Here is a 15,905-nt window from a genome sequence, read left to right on the forward strand (position 1 = left end):
CGCCGGGCACCGGTCTCAGACGCCGGCGCGGCGCTCGGCCGCCTCGACGATGTTGTTGAGGAGCATCGCGCGGGTCATCGGGCCGACGCCGCCGGGGTTGGGGGAGATCCACGCGGCGACCTCGGCGACGCCGGGGTGCACGTCGCCGACGATCTTGCCCTCGCTGCGGGAGACGCCGACGTCGAGCACGGCCGCGCCGGGCTTGACGTCCTCGGGCTTGACCAGGTGCGGGACGCCCGCGGCGGCGACGACGATGTCGGCGCCGCGCAGGTGCGAGGCCAGGTCCCGGGTGCCGGTGTGGCAGAGCGTGACGGTGGCGTTCTCGCTGCGGCGGGTGAGCAGCAGGCCGATGGAGCGGCCGACGGTGATGCCGCGGCCGACGACCACGACCTCGGCGCCGTCGATGGCGACGTCGTGGCGGCGGAGCAGTTCGACGATGCCGAGCGGGGTGCAGGGCAGCGGGCCGTCGATGCCGAGGACGAGGCGGCCGAGCGAGGTCGGGTGCAGGCCGTCGGCGTCCTTGTCGGGGTCCATGAGTTCGAGCACGCGGTTCTGGTCCAGGCCCTTGGGGAGCGGCAGCTGGACGATATAGCCGGTGCAGGACGGGTCGGCGTTGAGCTCGCGGACGACGTTCTCGACGTCCTCCTGGGTGGCGGTGGCGGGGAGCTCGCGCTGGATGGAGGCGATGCCGATCTCCGCGCAGTCACGGTGCTTGCCGTTGACGTACCACCGGCTGCCCGGGTCGTCGCCGACCAGGACGGTGCCGAGGCCGGGGACGATGCCCCGTTCCTTGAGGGCCGCCACGCGGACGGCGAGTTCGGACTTGATCGCGGCCGCGGTGGCCTTGCCATCGAGAATCTGGGCAGTCATGTCTCCATTCTTCCGGATCGGGGGTCCGCGACGTGCCGCCGGGCGGGCTCCTTGTCGTGGCCGGGCCGGTCCTGTACGGAGCGTCTCCGGCGGCCACGGAGCGTGCCGGGGGATTGCGGTTGTGCCACGGTCGTGCCCGTGGCCTGCATGCGGCTGGACATCGCGGCTCGCCAAGGCTCACGATGACGGGGCAAGTACCGCCGCCCAGGTGCTGGTGACGGACCGTCCGGCGGCGGGGGACGAAACACAGTCGGGGGAATCGACACGTGAGCAATCCGTACCAGCAGCCCGACCCGTACAACGGTGCCGGCCAGCAGCCTCAGCAGCCGGGCTACGGGTACCCGCAGCAGCAGCCCCAACAGCCCGGCTACGGCTACCCGCAGGCGCCTCAGCAGCCGCAGGGCTACGGGTATCCGCAGGCCCCTCAGCCGTACCCGCCGATGTATCAGCAGGTGCCGCCGAAGAACTCGATGGCGACCGCGTCGGTCGTGATCGGCGTGGTGTCGATTCTGACGGTGTGTTTCTGGGGGTGGCCGCTGGCGCTGCTCGGCGCCGGCCTGGGCATCGCGGCGCTGGGCAAGTCGTCTCGGCTCGGCGGTCAGGGCCGCGGCGTGGCGATCGGCGGCATCGTGCTCAACGCGCTGGCGCTGTTGATCGGCGTGGCGGTGATCGTGTTGTACTTCGTCATGCCCACCACGTGAGCACCGCCCGGCAGTTCGGCCCCGTGGAGCGCTGGCGCAGGTCGGCGGGGACCACCGCGGGCGGGGTGTCGCGGGTGCTGGTCCGGGGGCTCGGCGCGGCGGCCGTCGCGGTGGCGGCGGCGCTGGTGCACGACGCCCACGACCCGGGCGTGCTGTGCCCGTTGCGCCGGTTCACGGGCATCCCCTGTCCGGGCTGCGGGTCGACCACGGTGTTCATCGAGGCGGGCCACGGGAACCTGCTCGGCGCGGTGGCCGCGAACCCGGTGACGGTGCTGGTCGCGCTCGGCCTGCTGGTGGCCCCGCTCGGGCCCGGCCGGTGGTGGTGGCGCCAGCCCAACTCTCGTCGCAACGCGGTGATCTGGGGTGCGGCGGCGCTCTCCTGGAGCTGGCAGTTGCACCGTTACGGCTTCCTTCCGGCGTGAGCCGCCCCACTCGTTCGCCTTTCTCCCCCGGCGCCGTCATGGCCATCCGCTAGTCTCCCCTCCCGGTCGGTGCGTCAACTGCCCGACCGTCCGCGGGGCTTCCAGTCGTCCGTCCACAACTCGCATCCTGCCCGGAGGCATTGAAAATGAGTTACCCGCCCGACCCCAACAACCCGTACGGCCAGCAGCCCCCGCAGCAGCCCGGCTACGGCTACCCGCAGCAGCCGCCGGCCGCCCCGGGCTACGGCTACCCGCAGGCCCCCGCGCCGGGCTACGGCGTTCCGCAGCAGGGCTACGGCTACCCGCAGCAGGGCTACCCGGGCGTCCCGCCGTACGCGGGCTGGGGCAGCCGCGTGCTGGCGTACATCATCGACTACCTGATCGTCGGCATCCCGGCCGGCATCCTGTACGGCATCGGCGGCGCGCAGGCGGCCGGCAGCATCAGCTGCTCCACGTCGGCGAGCGGCGTGAGCCACTGCACCAGCTCGGGCTCCGGCTCGGGCAGCATCTTCGTCCTGCTGGGCGCCCTGGTCGCGCTGGTCGGCTGGCTGATCCTGCTGTACCGCCTCGGCACCACCGGCCAGACCCCGGGCAAGAGCGCGATGGGCATCCGGGTCGCGCGCGAGTCGGACGGCCAGAACATCGGCTTCGGCATGGCGATCGTGCGCTTCCTGTGCCACATCGTCGACGGCTTCTGCTGCATCGGTTACCTGTGGCCGCTGTGGGACGAGAAGAAGCAGACCTTCGCCGACAAGATCATGAGCACTGTGGTCGTCCGGACCAAGTGACGTGAGAGCCCGAAGGGCCCGCACACCTCGCGGTGTGCGGGCCCTTCGGCGTCGGGTCCGGTCAGTGGAAGAAGTGCCGGGTCCCGGAGAAGTACATGGTCACGCCGGCCTTCTCGGCGGCGGCGACGACCTCTTCGTCGCGGATCGAACCGCCGGGCTGCACCACGGCCTTGACGCCCGCGGCGAGCAGGATCTCCAGGCCGTCGGCGAACGGGAAGAACGCGTCGGAGGCGGCGTAGGAGCCGACCGACCGCTCGCCGGCCCGGGTGACGGCCAGCTTGCAGGAGTCGACCCGGTTGACCTGGCCCATGCCGACGCCGACCGAGGCGCCGTCCTTGGCGAGCAGGATCGCGTTGGACTTGACGGCCCGGCAGGCCCGCCAGGCGAAGGCGAGTTCGGCGAGCTCGTCGGCGGACAGCGCCTCGCCGGTGGCGAGCGTCCAGGTCGACGGGTCGTCGCCCTCCGCGTCGACGCGGTCGACCTGCTGGAGCAGCACGCCGCCGGAGATCCGGCGGGACTCCAGCCGGTCGGCGGGGGCCTCGGGGGCGCGCAGCACCCGCAGGTTCTTCTTCTTGGCCAGCACCTCGAGCGCGCCGTCCTCGTAGCCGGGGGCGACGACGACCTCGGTGAAGATCGGGGCGATCTGCTCGGCCAGCTCGACGGTGACCGGGCGGTTGACGGCGATCACGCCGCCGTACGCGGAGACCGGGTCGCAGGCGTGCGCCTTGCGGTGCGCCTCGGCGACGTCGGCGCCGGTGGCGATGCCGCACGGGTTGGCGTGCTTGATGATCGCGACGGCCGGGCCGGCGTGGTCGTAGGCGGCGCGGCGGGCGGCATCGGTGTCCACGTAGTTGTTGTAGGACATCTCCTTGCCCTGCAGCTGCTGCGCGCCCGCCAGGCCACCGGTGCCGTCGAGGTAGAGCGCGGCCTGCTGGTGCGGGTTCTCGCCGTAGCGCAGGACGTTGCCCAGCTCCCAGGTGTCGCCGAGGAACGACGGGAACGACGAGGACACAGCGTCCGACTCGGTGTAGCCGGACTGCTCGAACCAGCTCGCCACGGCGACGTCGTACGCGGCGGTGTGCGCGAACGCGGCGGCGGCCAGGCGCTTGCGGGTCAGCAGGTCGAAGCCGCCGGACTGCACGGCCGTCAGCACGTCCGAGTAGCGGGCCGGGTCGACCACGACGGCCACCGAGGGGTGGTTCTTGGCGGCGGCGCGGACCATCGACGGGCCGCCGATGTCGATCTGCTCGACGCACTCGTCGGGGGTCGCGCCGGAGGCGACGGTGGCGGTGAACGGGTACAGGTTCACCACGACCAGGTCGAACGGCTCGACGCCGAGCTCGGCCAGCTGCGCGCGGTGCGACTCCAGGCGCAGGTCGGCGAGGACGCCGGCGTGCACCCGCGGGTGCAGGGTCTTGACCCGGCCGTCCAGGCACTCGGGGAAGCCGGTCAGCTCGGAGACCTCGGTGACCGGGACGCCCGCGGCGGCGATCCGCCCGGCGGTGGACCCGGTGGAGACGATGGCGACCCCGGCGGCGTGCAGGCCCTGGGCGAGCTCCTCCAGACCGGTCTTGTCGTAGACGCTGATCAGCGCGCGCCGGATCGGGCGAACGTTCTCGGAGACGGGCGGAGTGGCGGAGGGAGCGGCGCTCATGCCGGAATCCATACCTTTCGGTCTTCGATGCGGTGTCCTTCGCGGGCCAGCCGGCCCACGACCTCGACGAGCAGCTTGCGCTCGACAGTCTTGATGCGTTCGTGCAGCGCCTCGCCGCCGTCGGCGTGGTCGGCGTCCTCGATCTCCACCGTGCCCTGGGCGATGATCGGCCCGGTGTCCACGCCGGCGTCCACCAGGTGCACGGTGCAGCCGGTGACCTTCACGCCGTACGCGAGCGCGTCGGTGACGCCGTGCGCCCCGGGGAAGGCGGGCAGCAGCGCGGGGTGGGTGTTGACGGTGCGTCCGGCGAAGGCGCCGACGAACGCGGGGCCGAGGATCTTCATGAACCCGGCGGTGACCACCAGGTCGGGCTCGTGCGACGCGACGGCGGCGGTCAGCGCGGCGTCCCAGGCGGCCCGGTCGGCGTGGTCCTTGATCCGCTCGACGAACACCGGGATCCCGGCCCGCTCGGCCCGGTCGATCCCGGCGATGCCGTCCCGGTCGGCGCCCACGGCCACGATCCGCGCGCCCCAGGCGGGGTCGGCGGCGGCGTCGATCAGCGCCTGGAGATTGGTGCCGGAGCCGGAGACCAGCACCACCAGCCGGGCCGGTCCGGGGGTACGGGGCGGGAACACTTGGGCGTCAGCGGCAGCCACGGCGCGTTTCTCCGTAGGTCGTGTCGCCCGCTGGTACGTCCACCGTCGGTGGGGCCATTACGGGCGGCGGCAGGTCGGGAGCCGTCGACGGGTGCGGGGACGCGACGCTGCGGGACCCGGGGAACCGTCGCGAGCTGCCGACCGTCACCACGATAACGGCTGGTGGGAGGGCACCCGTAACCACCCGGCAACGCTACGCGCGTAGTTGAGACGGGGATCTCCCGGCCGCCCGGCAGCGGTCCGGCAGGGTGCCGTACAGCCGCCGAGCGGTTGAGGGATCATTGACCGACCGCCCACTCCCCCATCGCCGGGCGGACAACCGACGAGCAGAAACGGCCGACACCATGAGCAGCGGCGAGGACAGCGGCGAGCGCAACCCCTTCGCGCCCCCTCCGCCCGGCGCCCCGGACCAGCCCTGGCGTCCGCGCGTGCCGCAGCGGCCGGCGTCCGGCGACCGGCCGGACGGGCCGGACGGCGAGCGCCCGCAGCCCCCGCAGTGGAGCCCGCGCCCCGAGCCCGGCCCGCAGGGGCCCCGCCTCGACCTGTCCGACCCGGCGCACCGCACCGCCCGCAACGCCCTGCTGTCGGGTTTCGCCGCCCTGCTGACCGCGCTGTTCGGCCTGCTCTGGATCAGCTTCCCGCTCGCCCTGCTCGCCGTCTGGTATGCCGTCACCGTCCTGCGCGCCCCCGCCGAGCCCGTCACCGACCCGTTCGCCCCGCGCCCGGTCCGCCCGCAGGTCCCGGCCGCGCTCTCCGCGCTGCTCACCGGCGGCCTGGCGCTGGCGATCTCGCTCTTCGCGTTCACCGTGCAGTTCACCTACCACGACTACCTGGACTGCGTGGACTCCGCGCTCACCAAGGAGGGCGTGCACAGCTGCGGCAACGGCGTCCCCGCCTGGGTGACCACGGTCTACGAGGGCTCCGCGGAGTGACCTGCCGTCAGTCCCCGTCCGCGGACGGGGTGACGAAGCCCGACTCGTAGGCGGCGATCACCGCCTGGGTGCGGTCGCGCGCGCCGAGCTTGCCGAGCAGGCTGCTGACGTGCGTCTTGACGGTCTGCACGCCCAGGTGCAGCTGCTCGCCGATCTCCGCGTTGGACAGTCCGCGCGCCATCAGCCGCAGCACCTGCCCCTCCCGCCCGGTCAGTCCGGCCCGGGCCACCGCCCCGCCGTCCGCCGCACCCCGGCCCCGGGCCGCGGCGAGGCGGCGGATCGACGCGGGGAACAGCAGCGACTCGCCGGCCGCGACCAGCCGCACCGCCTGGACGATCTCCGCCGGGCGGGAGCGCTTGAGCAGGAAGCCGTCCGCGCCGGCCCGCAGCGCCTCGTACACGTAGTCGTCGGCCTCGAAGGTGGTGACCACCAGGATCTTCGGCGGCCCGTCGGCGCCGCGCAGGATCGCCCGGGTCGCCTCCAGCCCGTCCACGCCCGGCATCCGGACGTCCATCAGCACCACGTCGGGGCGCAGCGCGCGGACCAGGCCGAGGGCCCGGGCGCCGTCCTCGGCCTCGCCGACCACGTCGATGCCGTCCTGGGCGTCGAGCACGGCGCGCAGGCCGGCCCGGATCAGCTCCTCGTCGTCGACCAGCAGCACCTTGATCACCGTCACCGGCCCAACCGTAGCGGCAGCCGCACCCGCAGCACCCAGTCCGTCCCGTCCGGTCCGGCCTCGCACGCGCCGCCGAGCAGCACCGCGCGTTCCCGGACGCCGCGCAGGCCCTTGCCGCCGCCCCTGCGCGGGCTCCCCCGTCCGGTACGGGGGTTGCGGCAGGACAGCTCCAGCGTGCCGGCCGCGACCGCGGCCCGGATCCGGATCGGCGCGCCGGGGGCGTGCCGCAGCGCGTTGGTGACGCCCTCCTGGACGATCCGGTACGCCTCGCGGGACAGCACGCCCGGCAGCTCGCCCGCCCGGACGCCCAGGTCGACGTCGACGGGGCTGCCGGCGGCGCGCGCGGCGGCGAACAGCTCCTCGGCCCGGTCCAGGCCGGGCTGTTCGGCGGCGGTGGCCTCGGGGGCCTCGCGCAGCAGGACCAGCATCCGCTCCAGGTCGTCCAGCGCGCGGCGGCCGGTGGTCCCGATCGCCTCCAGCGCCCGGTCCCGGAACGCCGGGTCGGCGACCTCGCGGGCCGCGCCCGCCTGGAGCACCGTCACGGTCAGCGCGTGGCCGATCGAGTCGTGCAGCTCGCGGGCCAGCCGGTTGCGTTCCAGCAGCCGCTCCGCGCGCAACTCCGCCGCGGCCAGCCGCTCCGCCGCCGACGCCCCCAACAGCCTTACCGCCAGCGCGAGTTGAAGTCGGCCGGCGAACACCACCAGGGCCGGCAGGACGAGCAGCACGAGCGGGACGAGCAGCACCCGCGGCCCGAACGGCGGCCGGGCCGCCGCGGCCGACCCGCCGAGCGCCGCGGCCACCAGCAGGCCCACCGCGGTGCCGAGCGCCACCCGGGCGACCAGCCACAGCGCCGTCCGCCCGCGGTCCGCCCAACCCGCCGACGGGGCGACCCCGATCGACTCCTCGCGGTCCGGCACCAACAGCAGCCGCGCCTGCACGCCCTCCGCCCGCCGCACCGCCGGCACCAGCGCGACCAGGCACAGCAGCGGCACGTCCACCGCGACGCTCGACAGCAGCGCCCGCACGGTCGAGACGCCCTCCGTCCCCGGATAGACCAGCAGCACGACCCCGGCGAACACCGGGCCGACCAGCAGGTGCAGCAGGCGGGCCCAGGTCGCGGGCAGCAGCAGCGGGGCGAACAGCGCGGGCATCGCGCCATCCTCCCGCACCCCCGCCCGCCGCGACCTCCCTCCCGGGAGGGAGACCGGCCACTCCCGGGCGGGATCCGCCGCGCACCGCCCGTCGATTGACTGGACGTCACACAGCCGATCGGGAGGAGAGCCGCCGTGATCGAGATTCGCGACCTGACCAAGGCGTACGGGGAGCGCCGGGCCGTCGACGGCCTCACCTTCCGGGTGGCCGCCGGGCGGGTCACCGGCTTCCTCGGGCCGAACGGCGCGGGCAAGTCCACCACCCTGCGGACCGTGCTCGGCCTGGACCGGCCGACCTCCGGCGAGGCCCTGATCGGCGGCCTGCCCTACCGCCGGCTGACCGAACCACTGCGCCGGGTCGGCGCCCTGCTGGACGCCCAGGCCGTGCACGGCGGCCGCACCGCCGCCGGCCACCTCCGCTGTATCGCCGCCTCGCACCGGCTGCCCGCCCGCCGGATCGACGAGGCGCTCGCCCTGGTCGGCCTCGCCGACGCCGCCGAACGCCGGATCCGCACCTTCTCGCTCGGCATGCGCCAGCGCCTCGGCATCGCCGCCGCACTGCTCGGCGACCCCGCCGCGCTGCTGCTGGACGAGCCGGTCAACGGCCTGGACGCGGAAGGCATCCGGTGGATCCGGACACTGCTGCGCCGCCTCGCCGACGAGGGCCGCGCGGTGCTGGTCTCCTCGCACCTGATGGCGGAGATGGCGCAGACCGCCGACCACCTGGTGGTGATCGGCCGGGGCCGGCTGCTGGCCGACACCTCCACCGCCGACTTCCTCGCCGAACACGGCCGGCGCCGGGTCCGGGTCCGGGCCGTCGACCCGACGGCGCTGGCCGCGCTGCTCGCCGAGGCCCACCCGGAGGCGGTGCCGCTCGGCGACGGCGCGTACGACGTGCCGGACGCCGACCCCGGCGGGCTGGGCGCACTGGCCGCGTCCCGCCGGGTGGTGCTGGTCGAACTGTCCGTCACCCACGACTCACTGGAGGAAGCCTTCATGCGCATGACCGCGGACACCGTCGAATACCGGGCGGCGACGGCATGAGCACCCACCCGCTGCGCGCCGAATGGGCCAAGTTCACCACGCTCCGCCCGCTGTGGACGGCCCCGCTGCTGGCGGTCGCACTGAGCGCCGGCATCACCGCCGCCGTGCAGTTCGCCTACGGCCGCACCGACACCTCGATCACCGAGGACCCGATGGAGGGCCTCTACTACGGCCTCAACTTCGGCCAGGTCGCGGTGGTCTGCCTGGGCATCCTGCTGATCGGCCAGGAATACGCCTCCGGCACCCTGACCACCTCCCTGGCCGCCGTCCCCGACCGGACCCGCTTCTACCGCGGCAAACTGCTGCTCGGCGCGGGCCTCGGCCTGGCCGTCGGACTCCTCACCGTGGCAGGCCAACTCGCCGCGACCGCCGCCTCGGTGGGCCTCCACCTGACCGCCCCCGGCAGCTACCGGGCACTCGCCGCCGGCGTGCTCTACCACCCGCTGCTGCTGGTGCTGTGCCTGTCACTGACCACCGTGCTGCGCAACCAGACCGCCGCACTGGGCCTGCTCTCCCCCATGGTCTTCCTCGGCACCACCGCCCTCTCCGCGATCCCCGGCATCCGCGAGGCCGCCCAATTCCTCCCCGACCGCGCCGGCCTGTACGCGACCCGCCTGCACGACGCACCGGGCGTCCACTACGGCCACGGCACCGGGCTGCTGCTGATGGCCCTGTGGACAGCAACCGCCTCGGCGGCGGGCCTGCGCAGCCTCCACCACCACGACGCCTGAGCCCACGCCTGCGCCCACCCGTGACCCCGCCGCCAAGGTGCCCCCAACCCAACACCCGCTGCGCGAAGCCGGGACGGGCGAGAAGCGAGGGACGGGGGGTGAGTGGCTGCGCAGCGGACTCCCGCCGGCCCCACCCACTCACCTCCCGCCCAAGCCCGAAACCCGCTGCGCGAAGCCGGAACGGGCGAGAAGCGAGGGACGGGGGTGTGCGGCTGCGCACCGAGCCCCCACCTCCAGCCCCGCGCAGCGGACACCCGTCGGCTCCACTCGCCCACCTCCCGCCCGGCCCCGCGCAGCGAACTGTCTGCGGCCCACTCACCCACCTCTCACCCCAGGCCCCGCGCAGCGGACGCCCCGTGCCTCACTCGCCCGCGCAGCGAACTGTCCGCAGCCCACTCACCCATCTCCCACCCCAGGCCCCGCGCAGCGGCTGTCCCCGGCCCCACCCGCTCACCTCCCGCCCCGGCCCCGCGCAGCGGACGCCCCGTGCCTCACTCGCCCGCCCGGGCCCCGCGCAGCGAGCTGTCCGCAGCCCACTCACCCATCTCCCACCCCAAGCCCCGCGCAGCGGACGCCCTCCGGCCCACCCGCTCACCTCCCGCCCCGGCCCCGCGCAGCGGACGCCCCATGCCTCACCCACCCGCCCAGGCCCCGCGCAACGGACACCCTCCGGCCCACCCGCTCACCTCCCGCCTCGGCCCCTCGCAGCGAGCTGTCCGCGGCCCACTCACCCATCTCCCACCCCAGGCCCCGCGCAACGGACGCCCTCCGGCCCCACCCGCTCACCTCCCGCCTCAGCCCGAGGCCCGTTGTGCGGAGCCGGGGTGGGTGGGGAGGCGTGTGTGGGGGCTATGCGGCGAGGCGGCACACCAGTCGGTAGGTGCCGACCCGGATCCGGACGGACGGGCCCGGGCCGGGGCGGGTGTGCCACCAGCGGGCGAGCAGCGCGGCCGGGACGGTGACGGCCAGTAGCCAGGCGCTCTGGGACAGGCCGAACTGCCAGGGCACCGGGCCCAGTTCGGCCATTCGATGGGCGCCGAGCGCGCCGCCGCAGGACCAGCCGACGAGCAGGCCGAGCGGGGTGGCGGCCAGTGCGGTGGCGGCGCCGACGGTCGCGGTCTGCCGGACGCCCCAGCGGGTCGCGGCGCGCCCCAGCAGCAGCGCGGCGACGATCGCGGCGGCGGCCGGCGCCGCGCACGCGAGCAGGTGCCAGTCGGGGCCGCGCCGGTCGGGGAGTACCGCGAGCAGCGGGAAGTCGGGGACTGCGCCGAGCCGGGTGCCGAACGGCCCGGCGTGGCTGCCCGCGCCGACGGTGAAGCCGGGGCCGAGTGCGTAGCCCGCCGCCCAGAGCAGTGCGTTGGGTACGAGGGCCAGGCAGGCCAGCAGCATGCCGAGCCATCCGGCGGTGTCGCCGCCGAGTCGCTGTGCGCTCTGTCCGGCCGAGCCGAGCAGCATCGCCGCCGCGAACACCGCGCCGCCGCCGGCCAGCAGCGCGGCGGCCCACCCGGCCAGGGCCCGCAGGGCGGCCGGCTCGGCGTCGTCCGCCGGCCAGATCGCGGCGGGCAGCGGCAGCCGCCACGGCCCGCCGGGTCGGCCGAGTCCGGCCCACAGGCCGTAGCCGAACGCCCCGGCCGTCAGCGCCGCGACCGCGAGCAGGTCCGGCACCGGCCGGGAGCGCAGTGCCGCCTCGGGGTCGCCGCACTGGGCGACGGCGACCGCGGCGACCAGCTGGTATCCGGCGTACATCGCCATCGGGGAGCGCCAGCGGACGAACCCGCGCCCCCGGGCGCGCCGGGCCACCCGCCGCCCGGCGCGGACCACCAGCACCGCGACGGCGGCGGTGAGCAGCAGCGGGGTGACCGTGACCGGCGCGGCCTCGGGCCCGCGGGCGAGGGGTGCGCCGTGGCCGAGCAGCCAGATCCCGAACGCCGTCCTGGCCGCGCCCTGCGCCGAGTCGTCGCCGTACGGGGCCAGCACCCACAGGCCGAACACCGGGACGGCGACCACCGACAGGGTGAGCAGCGCGGTCCGGACTCCGGCGAGCAGATCGGCGAGGGAGGAACGACTGTCGAGTTCGCTCGGCAGGCCGAGGATCGGACGGCCCATCAGCTGCGTCATGGGCCACATGCTGCCAAGGTCGCGCGTTACGGGGTGTCATCGCGCAAACCTTCGCCGTGTCCCGGATTATCGGTACATGTGCCTATCGCAGGGACAGATTTGCAGCGGAGGATTGCGGTGACTTCACCTTCGACCGCCGAACCCGAGCGCACGGCCGGAGACTCGTCGTCCCGCACCCGCGAGGACGCCGAACAGCTGCTGCGCCGCCTCTCCCCACGCGAAGTCCAGGCGCTGGCCCGGTTCGCCGCCGGCGACGACCCGCGCACGCTGGCCCGCAACCTCGGCGTCGCCCCCGGGACCGCCCGCGCCCACCTCAACCGCGCCACGCGCAAACTCGGCGCCCGCAGCCACGAGGAGGCCGCCGCCCTCCTCGCCGCCCTGGCCCGACCCGCCGACCGCCCGCCGAAGCGCGGCCCCGCCGGAACCGCACCACCCGCGGAACCCGGAACGCGCACGTCTCCTGACGCCGCGTCGCCTGATTCCCGGAAGAAGCGCGCCCCCGCCGAAGCAGCGCCACCCGCAAAACCGGAAACACGCACACCTCCTGACGCCACGTCGGCCACCACGACGTCCGGCCCCCCGAAGGAGCACGGCCCCGCCGGAACCGCAGCACCCGCGAAACCCGGAACAGGCACGTCTCCTGATGACCGGTCCGCACCGCCGCGTTCGCCGAAGGGCGGGTCCGTGGAAATTTCACTCGCACCGGCGAAGGCCGCAACGCCGGACGCCCCGTCCGCCGCGACCGCCTCCCGGCGCCGGCCGCGGAAGCCCGCGAAGGCCTCCGCCGCCCGCCCGGCACACGCCCGGACCACGTCGGCGGCAACGCCCGAACCGGTCGGCGCAACGGCTTCTGATGCCCCGTCCGACACCGACGCCGTCCCCGCCGCGTTCGCCGAATTCACCGCGCTGGTGCACACCCGCCTGGTGCAGCAGACCTTCCTGCTGACCGGCCACCGGCACCGCGCCGTGCACTGCGTGCACCTCGCGCTGGGGGCGGCCGGGCGGCGGTGGGCGGAGGTGTCGGCGACGGCGGATCCGGAGGGGTGGGTGCGGTCGGCGGCGTTCGACCTGGCGCTGTCGCCGTGGCACCGGGGCGGCCCGCGCCGGGCCCGGGTGCTGCGGGCGCGGCGCCGGATCAAGGTCGCCGAGCCGGTCGTCCCGGAGCCGCCGACCCGGCTGACGCCCCGGGACCGGGCGCTGCTGAAGGCGTTGCAGCGATTGTCCCGGCCGCGCCGCCGGGCGCTGGTGCTGCACGACACGCTGGGGCTGTCGGTGGAGCAGTTGGCGTTGGAGGGGGAGTCGAGCACGGCTGCGGCGGAGGCCCGGGTGCGTTCGGCGCGGGCGTCGCTGGCCCGGGAGGTCCCGGCGCTGGTCGGCCCCGACCCGGAGGACCCGGAGTTCGTGGAGCGGCTCGGCGAGCTGCTGCACCGGGCGGCGGTGCACGGCTGCCCGGGCCCCTGGCTGCCCCCGCCGGCCCTGCTGGTGGCGGACAGCCGGCTGCGCAGCGGACTGCTGACGGCCGCGGCGGCGGCGCTGACGGTGGTGGTGGGCGCGGCCGTCGCGACCACCCTGCTGGGGGTGGGCCCGGCCGACCTGCTGCGCGCGGGGTCGCCCGACGCGACGGCGTGCACGGCGGCGGGTTCGGGCAGCGCGGGTCCGGCGGCGGCGGGCGGCGCTCCGGGCCTCCAGACGCCGTGGTGCGGTCCGACGCCGGGCGTGCCGGCCCGGCTGGTCGGTCCGCCGGCCCGGGTGCTGCCGTCGGTGGAGCCGTCCGACGACCGGCCGGACGACGCCGACGACCCGGGCAGCGCGGACGCCCTGCCGCCCGGCCCGTTCGTGGCGCACCGCCCGCTGCTGGTGCGCCCGTCGGCGCACCGCCCGCCGCCGCCCCCGCTGGCCCACGCGTGCGCGCCGTTCACCCACTGCCGCCCGCGCCGCGGCTGACCGGGGCCGCGGAACGGCGAAGGCGCCGCCCACCTGTTCGGTGGACGGCGCCTTCGTGCCGGAGCGGTACCGCGTGCTGCTCGTGCCTTACTTGGCGGCGGCGATCAGCTCGCGGGCCAGGCGGGCGGTCTCGGACGGCGTCTTGCCGACCTTGACGCCGGCGGCCTCCAGGGCCTCCTTCTTCGCCTGGGCGGTGCCGGAGGAGCCGGAGACGATGGCGCCGGCGTGGCCCATGGTCTTGCCCTCGGGCGCGGTGAAGCCCGCGACGTAGCCGACGACCGGCTTGGTGACGTGCTCGGCGATGTAGGCCGCGGCACGCTCCTCGGCGTCGCCGCCGATCTCGCCGATCATGACGATCAGCTCGGTCTCCGGGTCCTCCTGGAACGCCTTGAGGGCGTCGATGTGGGTGGTGCCGATGACCGGGTCGCCGCCGATGCCCACCGCGGAGGAGAAGCCGAGGTCGCGCAGCTCGTACATGAGCTGGTAGGTCAGGGTGCCGGACTTCGACACCAGACCGATCTTGCCCGCGCCGGTGATGTTGGCCGGGATGATGCCCGCGTTGGACTGTCCGGGGCTGATCAGGCCGGGGCAGTTCGGGCCGATGATGCGGGTCTTGTTGCCCTTGGCGCCGGCGTGGGCCCAGAACGCGGCGGTGTCGTGCACCGGCACGCCCTCGGTGATGACGACGGCCAGGCCGATCTCGGCGTCGATCGCCTCGACCACGGCGGACTTGGTGAACGCCGGCGGCACGAAGATGACGGTGACGTCGGCGCCGGTCTTCTCCATCGCCTCGACGACCGTGCCGAACACCGGGACCTCGGTGCCGTCCACGTCCACGGTGGTGCCGGCCTTGCGCGGGTTCACGCCGCCGACGATCTGGGTGCCGGAGGCGAGCATGCGGCGGGTGTGCTTCATGCCCTCGGAGCCGGTCATGCCCTGGACGATGACCTTGCTGTCCTTGGTAAGGAAGATAGCCATGGTGTTAAGTCCCCTTCCTTACTTGTTGGCCAGCTCGGCGGCGCGGTCAGCGGCGCCGTCCATGGTGTCCACCTGCTGCACCAGCGGGTGGTTGGCGTCGGTCAGGATCTGGCGACCGAGCTCCGCGTTGTTGCCGTCCAGGCGGACGACGAGCGGCTTGGTGACGGCCTCGCCCTTGCTCTCCAGGAGCGCGAGGGCCTGCACGATGCCGTTGGCGACCGCGTCGCACGCGGTGATGCCGCCGAAGACGTTGACGAAGACCGACTTGACGTCGGTGTCGCCCAGGATGATCTCCAGGCCGTTCGCCATCACCTCGGCGGACGCGCCGCCGCCGATGTCGAGGAAGTTGGCCGGCTTCACGCCGCCGTGGTTCTCACCGGCGTACGCGACGACGTCCAGGGTGCTCATGACGAGGCCCGCGCCGTTGCCGATGATGCCGACCTGGCCGTCGAGCTTGACGTAGTTCAGGCCCTTCGCCTTGGCCGCGGCCTCCAGCGGGTTGGCGGCGGCCTTGTCCTCGAGCGCCTCGTGCTCCGGCTGGCGGAACTCGGCGTTCGCGTCGAGGGAGACCTTGCCGTCGAGGGCGATGATCTTGCCGTCGCCGGACTTGATCAGCGGGTTGACCTCGACCAGGAGGGCGTCCTCCTTGACGAAGACGACCCAGAGCTTCTGCAGGACGTCGGCGACCTGGTCGGCAATCTCGGCCGGGAACTTCGCGGCGGCGACGATCTCGGCGGCCTTCTCCGCGGTCACGCCCTCGTTGGCGTCCACCGGGATCTTGGCGAGCGCGTCGGGGTTCTCCTCGGCGACGACCTCGATCTCCACGCCGCCCTGGACGCTGGCCATGGCCAGGAAGGTGCGGTTGGTGCGGTCGAGCAGGAAGGAGACGTAGTACTCCTCCTTGATGTCCGCGGTCTGCGCCAGCATCACCTTGTGGACGGTGTGGCCCTTGATGTCCATGCCGAGGATGGCCTCGGCCTTGGCCACGGCGTCCTGCGGGTCGGACGCGAGCTTCACGCCACCGGCCTTGCCTCGGCCACCCACCTTCACCTGAGCCTTGACGACGGCTCGGCCGCCGAAGCGCTCCGCGATGGCGGCAGCGTCTGCGGCGGTCTCGATGACATCGCCGTCAAGCACGGGTACACCGTGCTTGGCGAAGAGGTCCCTCGCCTGGTACTCGAACAGGTCCACGTGTTTGTCCTTGTTCGTGGTCGCGGAATGTGTCTCTACGAGCGTGCCA

At 74.5% G+C, this 15,905-nt stretch carries 15 protein-coding genes; 7 read left to right on the forward strand and 8 right to left on the reverse strand.

The features are described from left to right. Window positions 1-15 precede the first annotated feature (15 nt). Window positions 16-870 carry a bifunctional methylenetetrahydrofolate dehydrogenase/methenyltetrahydrofolate cyclohydrolase gene (locus ACIQF6_RS05140; protein ID WP_400890329.1) on the reverse strand — a complete coding sequence of 285 codons (855 nt, stop codon included), beginning with the start codon at window positions 868-870 and terminating at the stop codon, window positions 16-18. Between the two features lie 266 nt (window positions 871-1,136). Here ACIQF6_RS05140 and ACIQF6_RS05145 point away from each other — a divergent pair, with 266 nt between their 5' ends. The 3 genes from ACIQF6_RS05145 to ACIQF6_RS05155 all read left to right on the forward strand — a co-directional run bounded on the left by ACIQF6_RS05145 (window position 1,137) and on the right by ACIQF6_RS05155 (window position 2,781). After that, window positions 1,137-1,571: a DUF4190 domain-containing protein gene (locus ACIQF6_RS05145; RefSeq protein ID WP_400890331.1), complete on the forward strand. Its 435-nt coding sequence runs from the start codon at window positions 1,137-1,139 to the stop codon at window positions 1,569-1,571. After that, window positions 1,568-1,993 carry a DUF2752 domain-containing protein gene (locus tag ACIQF6_RS05150; protein ID WP_400890333.1) on the forward strand — a complete coding sequence of 142 codons (426 nt, stop codon included), beginning with the start codon at window positions 1,568-1,570 and terminating at the stop codon, window positions 1,991-1,993. The genes ACIQF6_RS05145 and ACIQF6_RS05150 overlap by 4 nt, the downstream gene beginning before the upstream one ends. A 146-nt stretch (window positions 1,994-2,139) precedes the next feature. Beyond that, on the forward strand, window positions 2,140-2,781 hold the full coding sequence (locus ACIQF6_RS05155) for an RDD family protein (protein WP_400890336.1): 642 nt from the start codon (window positions 2,140-2,142) through the stop codon (window positions 2,779-2,781). A 61-nt stretch (window positions 2,782-2,842) separates the two neighbouring features. On the opposite strand, the gene purH is transcribed toward ACIQF6_RS05155, so the two are convergent. Both purH and purN read right to left on the reverse strand, forming a co-directional pair. Then, window positions 2,843-4,435 carry a bifunctional phosphoribosylaminoimidazolecarboxamide formyltransferase/IMP cyclohydrolase gene (purH, locus tag ACIQF6_RS05160; RefSeq protein WP_400890338.1) on the reverse strand — a complete coding sequence of 531 codons (1,593 nt, stop codon included), beginning with the start codon at window positions 4,433-4,435 and terminating at the stop codon, window positions 2,843-2,845. Further along, window positions 4,432-5,091: a phosphoribosylglycinamide formyltransferase gene (gene purN, locus ACIQF6_RS05165; RefSeq protein ID WP_400890340.1), complete on the reverse strand. Its 660-nt coding sequence runs from the start codon at window positions 5,089-5,091 to the stop codon at window positions 4,432-4,434. The genes purH and purN overlap by 4 nt, the downstream gene beginning before the upstream one ends. A 344-nt stretch (window positions 5,092-5,435) precedes the next feature. On the opposite strand from purN, the gene ACIQF6_RS05170 reads away from it, so the two are divergent. Then, window positions 5,436-6,023: a hypothetical protein gene (locus tag ACIQF6_RS05170; RefSeq protein WP_400890342.1), complete on the forward strand. Its 588-nt coding sequence runs from the start codon at window positions 5,436-5,438 to the stop codon at window positions 6,021-6,023. Between the two features lie 7 nt (window positions 6,024-6,030). Here the strand turns inward: ACIQF6_RS05170 and ACIQF6_RS05175 are convergent, their stop codons facing one another. Beyond that, complete coding sequence (locus ACIQF6_RS05175) at window positions 6,031-6,699, reverse strand: response regulator (RefSeq protein WP_400890344.1); 669 nt, start codon at window positions 6,697-6,699, stop codon at window positions 6,031-6,033. Further along, the gene (locus ACIQF6_RS05180; protein WP_400890346.1) at window positions 6,696-7,850 is read right to left on the reverse strand and encodes a sensor histidine kinase; all 1,155 of its coding nucleotides are present in this window, start codon (window positions 7,848-7,850) and stop codon (window positions 6,696-6,698) included. The genes ACIQF6_RS05175 and ACIQF6_RS05180 overlap by 4 nt, the downstream gene beginning before the upstream one ends. Before the next feature lie 135 nt (window positions 7,851-7,985). On the opposite strand from ACIQF6_RS05180, the gene ACIQF6_RS05185 reads away from it, so the two are divergent. Together ACIQF6_RS05185 and ACIQF6_RS05190 are read left to right on the forward strand one after the other, a co-directional pair. Beyond that, window positions 7,986-8,894, forward strand: a complete 909-nt coding sequence (locus tag ACIQF6_RS05185) for an ABC transporter ATP-binding protein (RefSeq protein WP_400890348.1) — start codon at window positions 7,986-7,988, stop codon at window positions 8,892-8,894. After that, window positions 8,891-9,625, forward strand: coding sequence for a hypothetical protein (locus ACIQF6_RS05190; RefSeq protein ID WP_400890350.1), 735 nt, complete (start codon window positions 8,891-8,893; stop codon window positions 9,623-9,625). The genes ACIQF6_RS05185 and ACIQF6_RS05190 overlap by 4 nt, the downstream gene beginning before the upstream one ends. 849 nt (window positions 9,626-10,474) lie before the next feature. On the opposite strand, the gene ACIQF6_RS05195 is transcribed toward ACIQF6_RS05190, so the two are convergent. Further along, on the reverse strand, window positions 10,475-11,743 hold the full coding sequence (locus ACIQF6_RS05195; protein WP_400890352.1) for a DUF6350 family protein: 1,269 nt from the start codon (window positions 11,741-11,743) through the stop codon (window positions 10,475-10,477). A gap of 117 nt (window positions 11,744-11,860) precedes the next feature. On the opposite strand from ACIQF6_RS05195, the gene ACIQF6_RS05200 reads away from it, so the two are divergent. Then, on the forward strand, window positions 11,861-13,687 hold the full coding sequence (locus tag ACIQF6_RS05200) for a LuxR C-terminal-related transcriptional regulator (protein WP_400890354.1): 1,827 nt from the start codon (window positions 11,861-11,863) through the stop codon (window positions 13,685-13,687). Window positions 13,688-13,774: 87 nt separating this feature from the next. Here ACIQF6_RS05200 and sucD read toward each other — a convergent pair whose 3' ends face one another. Together sucD and sucC are read right to left on the reverse strand one after the other, a co-directional pair. Further along, window positions 13,775-14,665 (reverse strand): succinate--CoA ligase subunit alpha, encoded by an 891-nt coding sequence (sucD, locus tag ACIQF6_RS05205; protein ID WP_380361954.1) that lies wholly within the window; start codon window positions 14,663-14,665, stop codon window positions 13,775-13,777. 18 nt (window positions 14,666-14,683) lie between these two features. Beyond that, complete coding sequence (sucC, locus tag ACIQF6_RS05210; protein WP_400890357.1) at window positions 14,684-15,856, reverse strand: ADP-forming succinate--CoA ligase subunit beta; 1,173 nt, start codon at window positions 15,854-15,856, stop codon at window positions 14,684-14,686. Window positions 15,857-15,905: the final 49 nt, after the last annotated feature.

This window comes from Kitasatospora sp. NPDC092948 (assembly GCF_044754805.1).
Lineage (GTDB): Bacteria > Actinomycetota > Actinomycetes > Streptomycetales > Streptomycetaceae > Kitasatospora.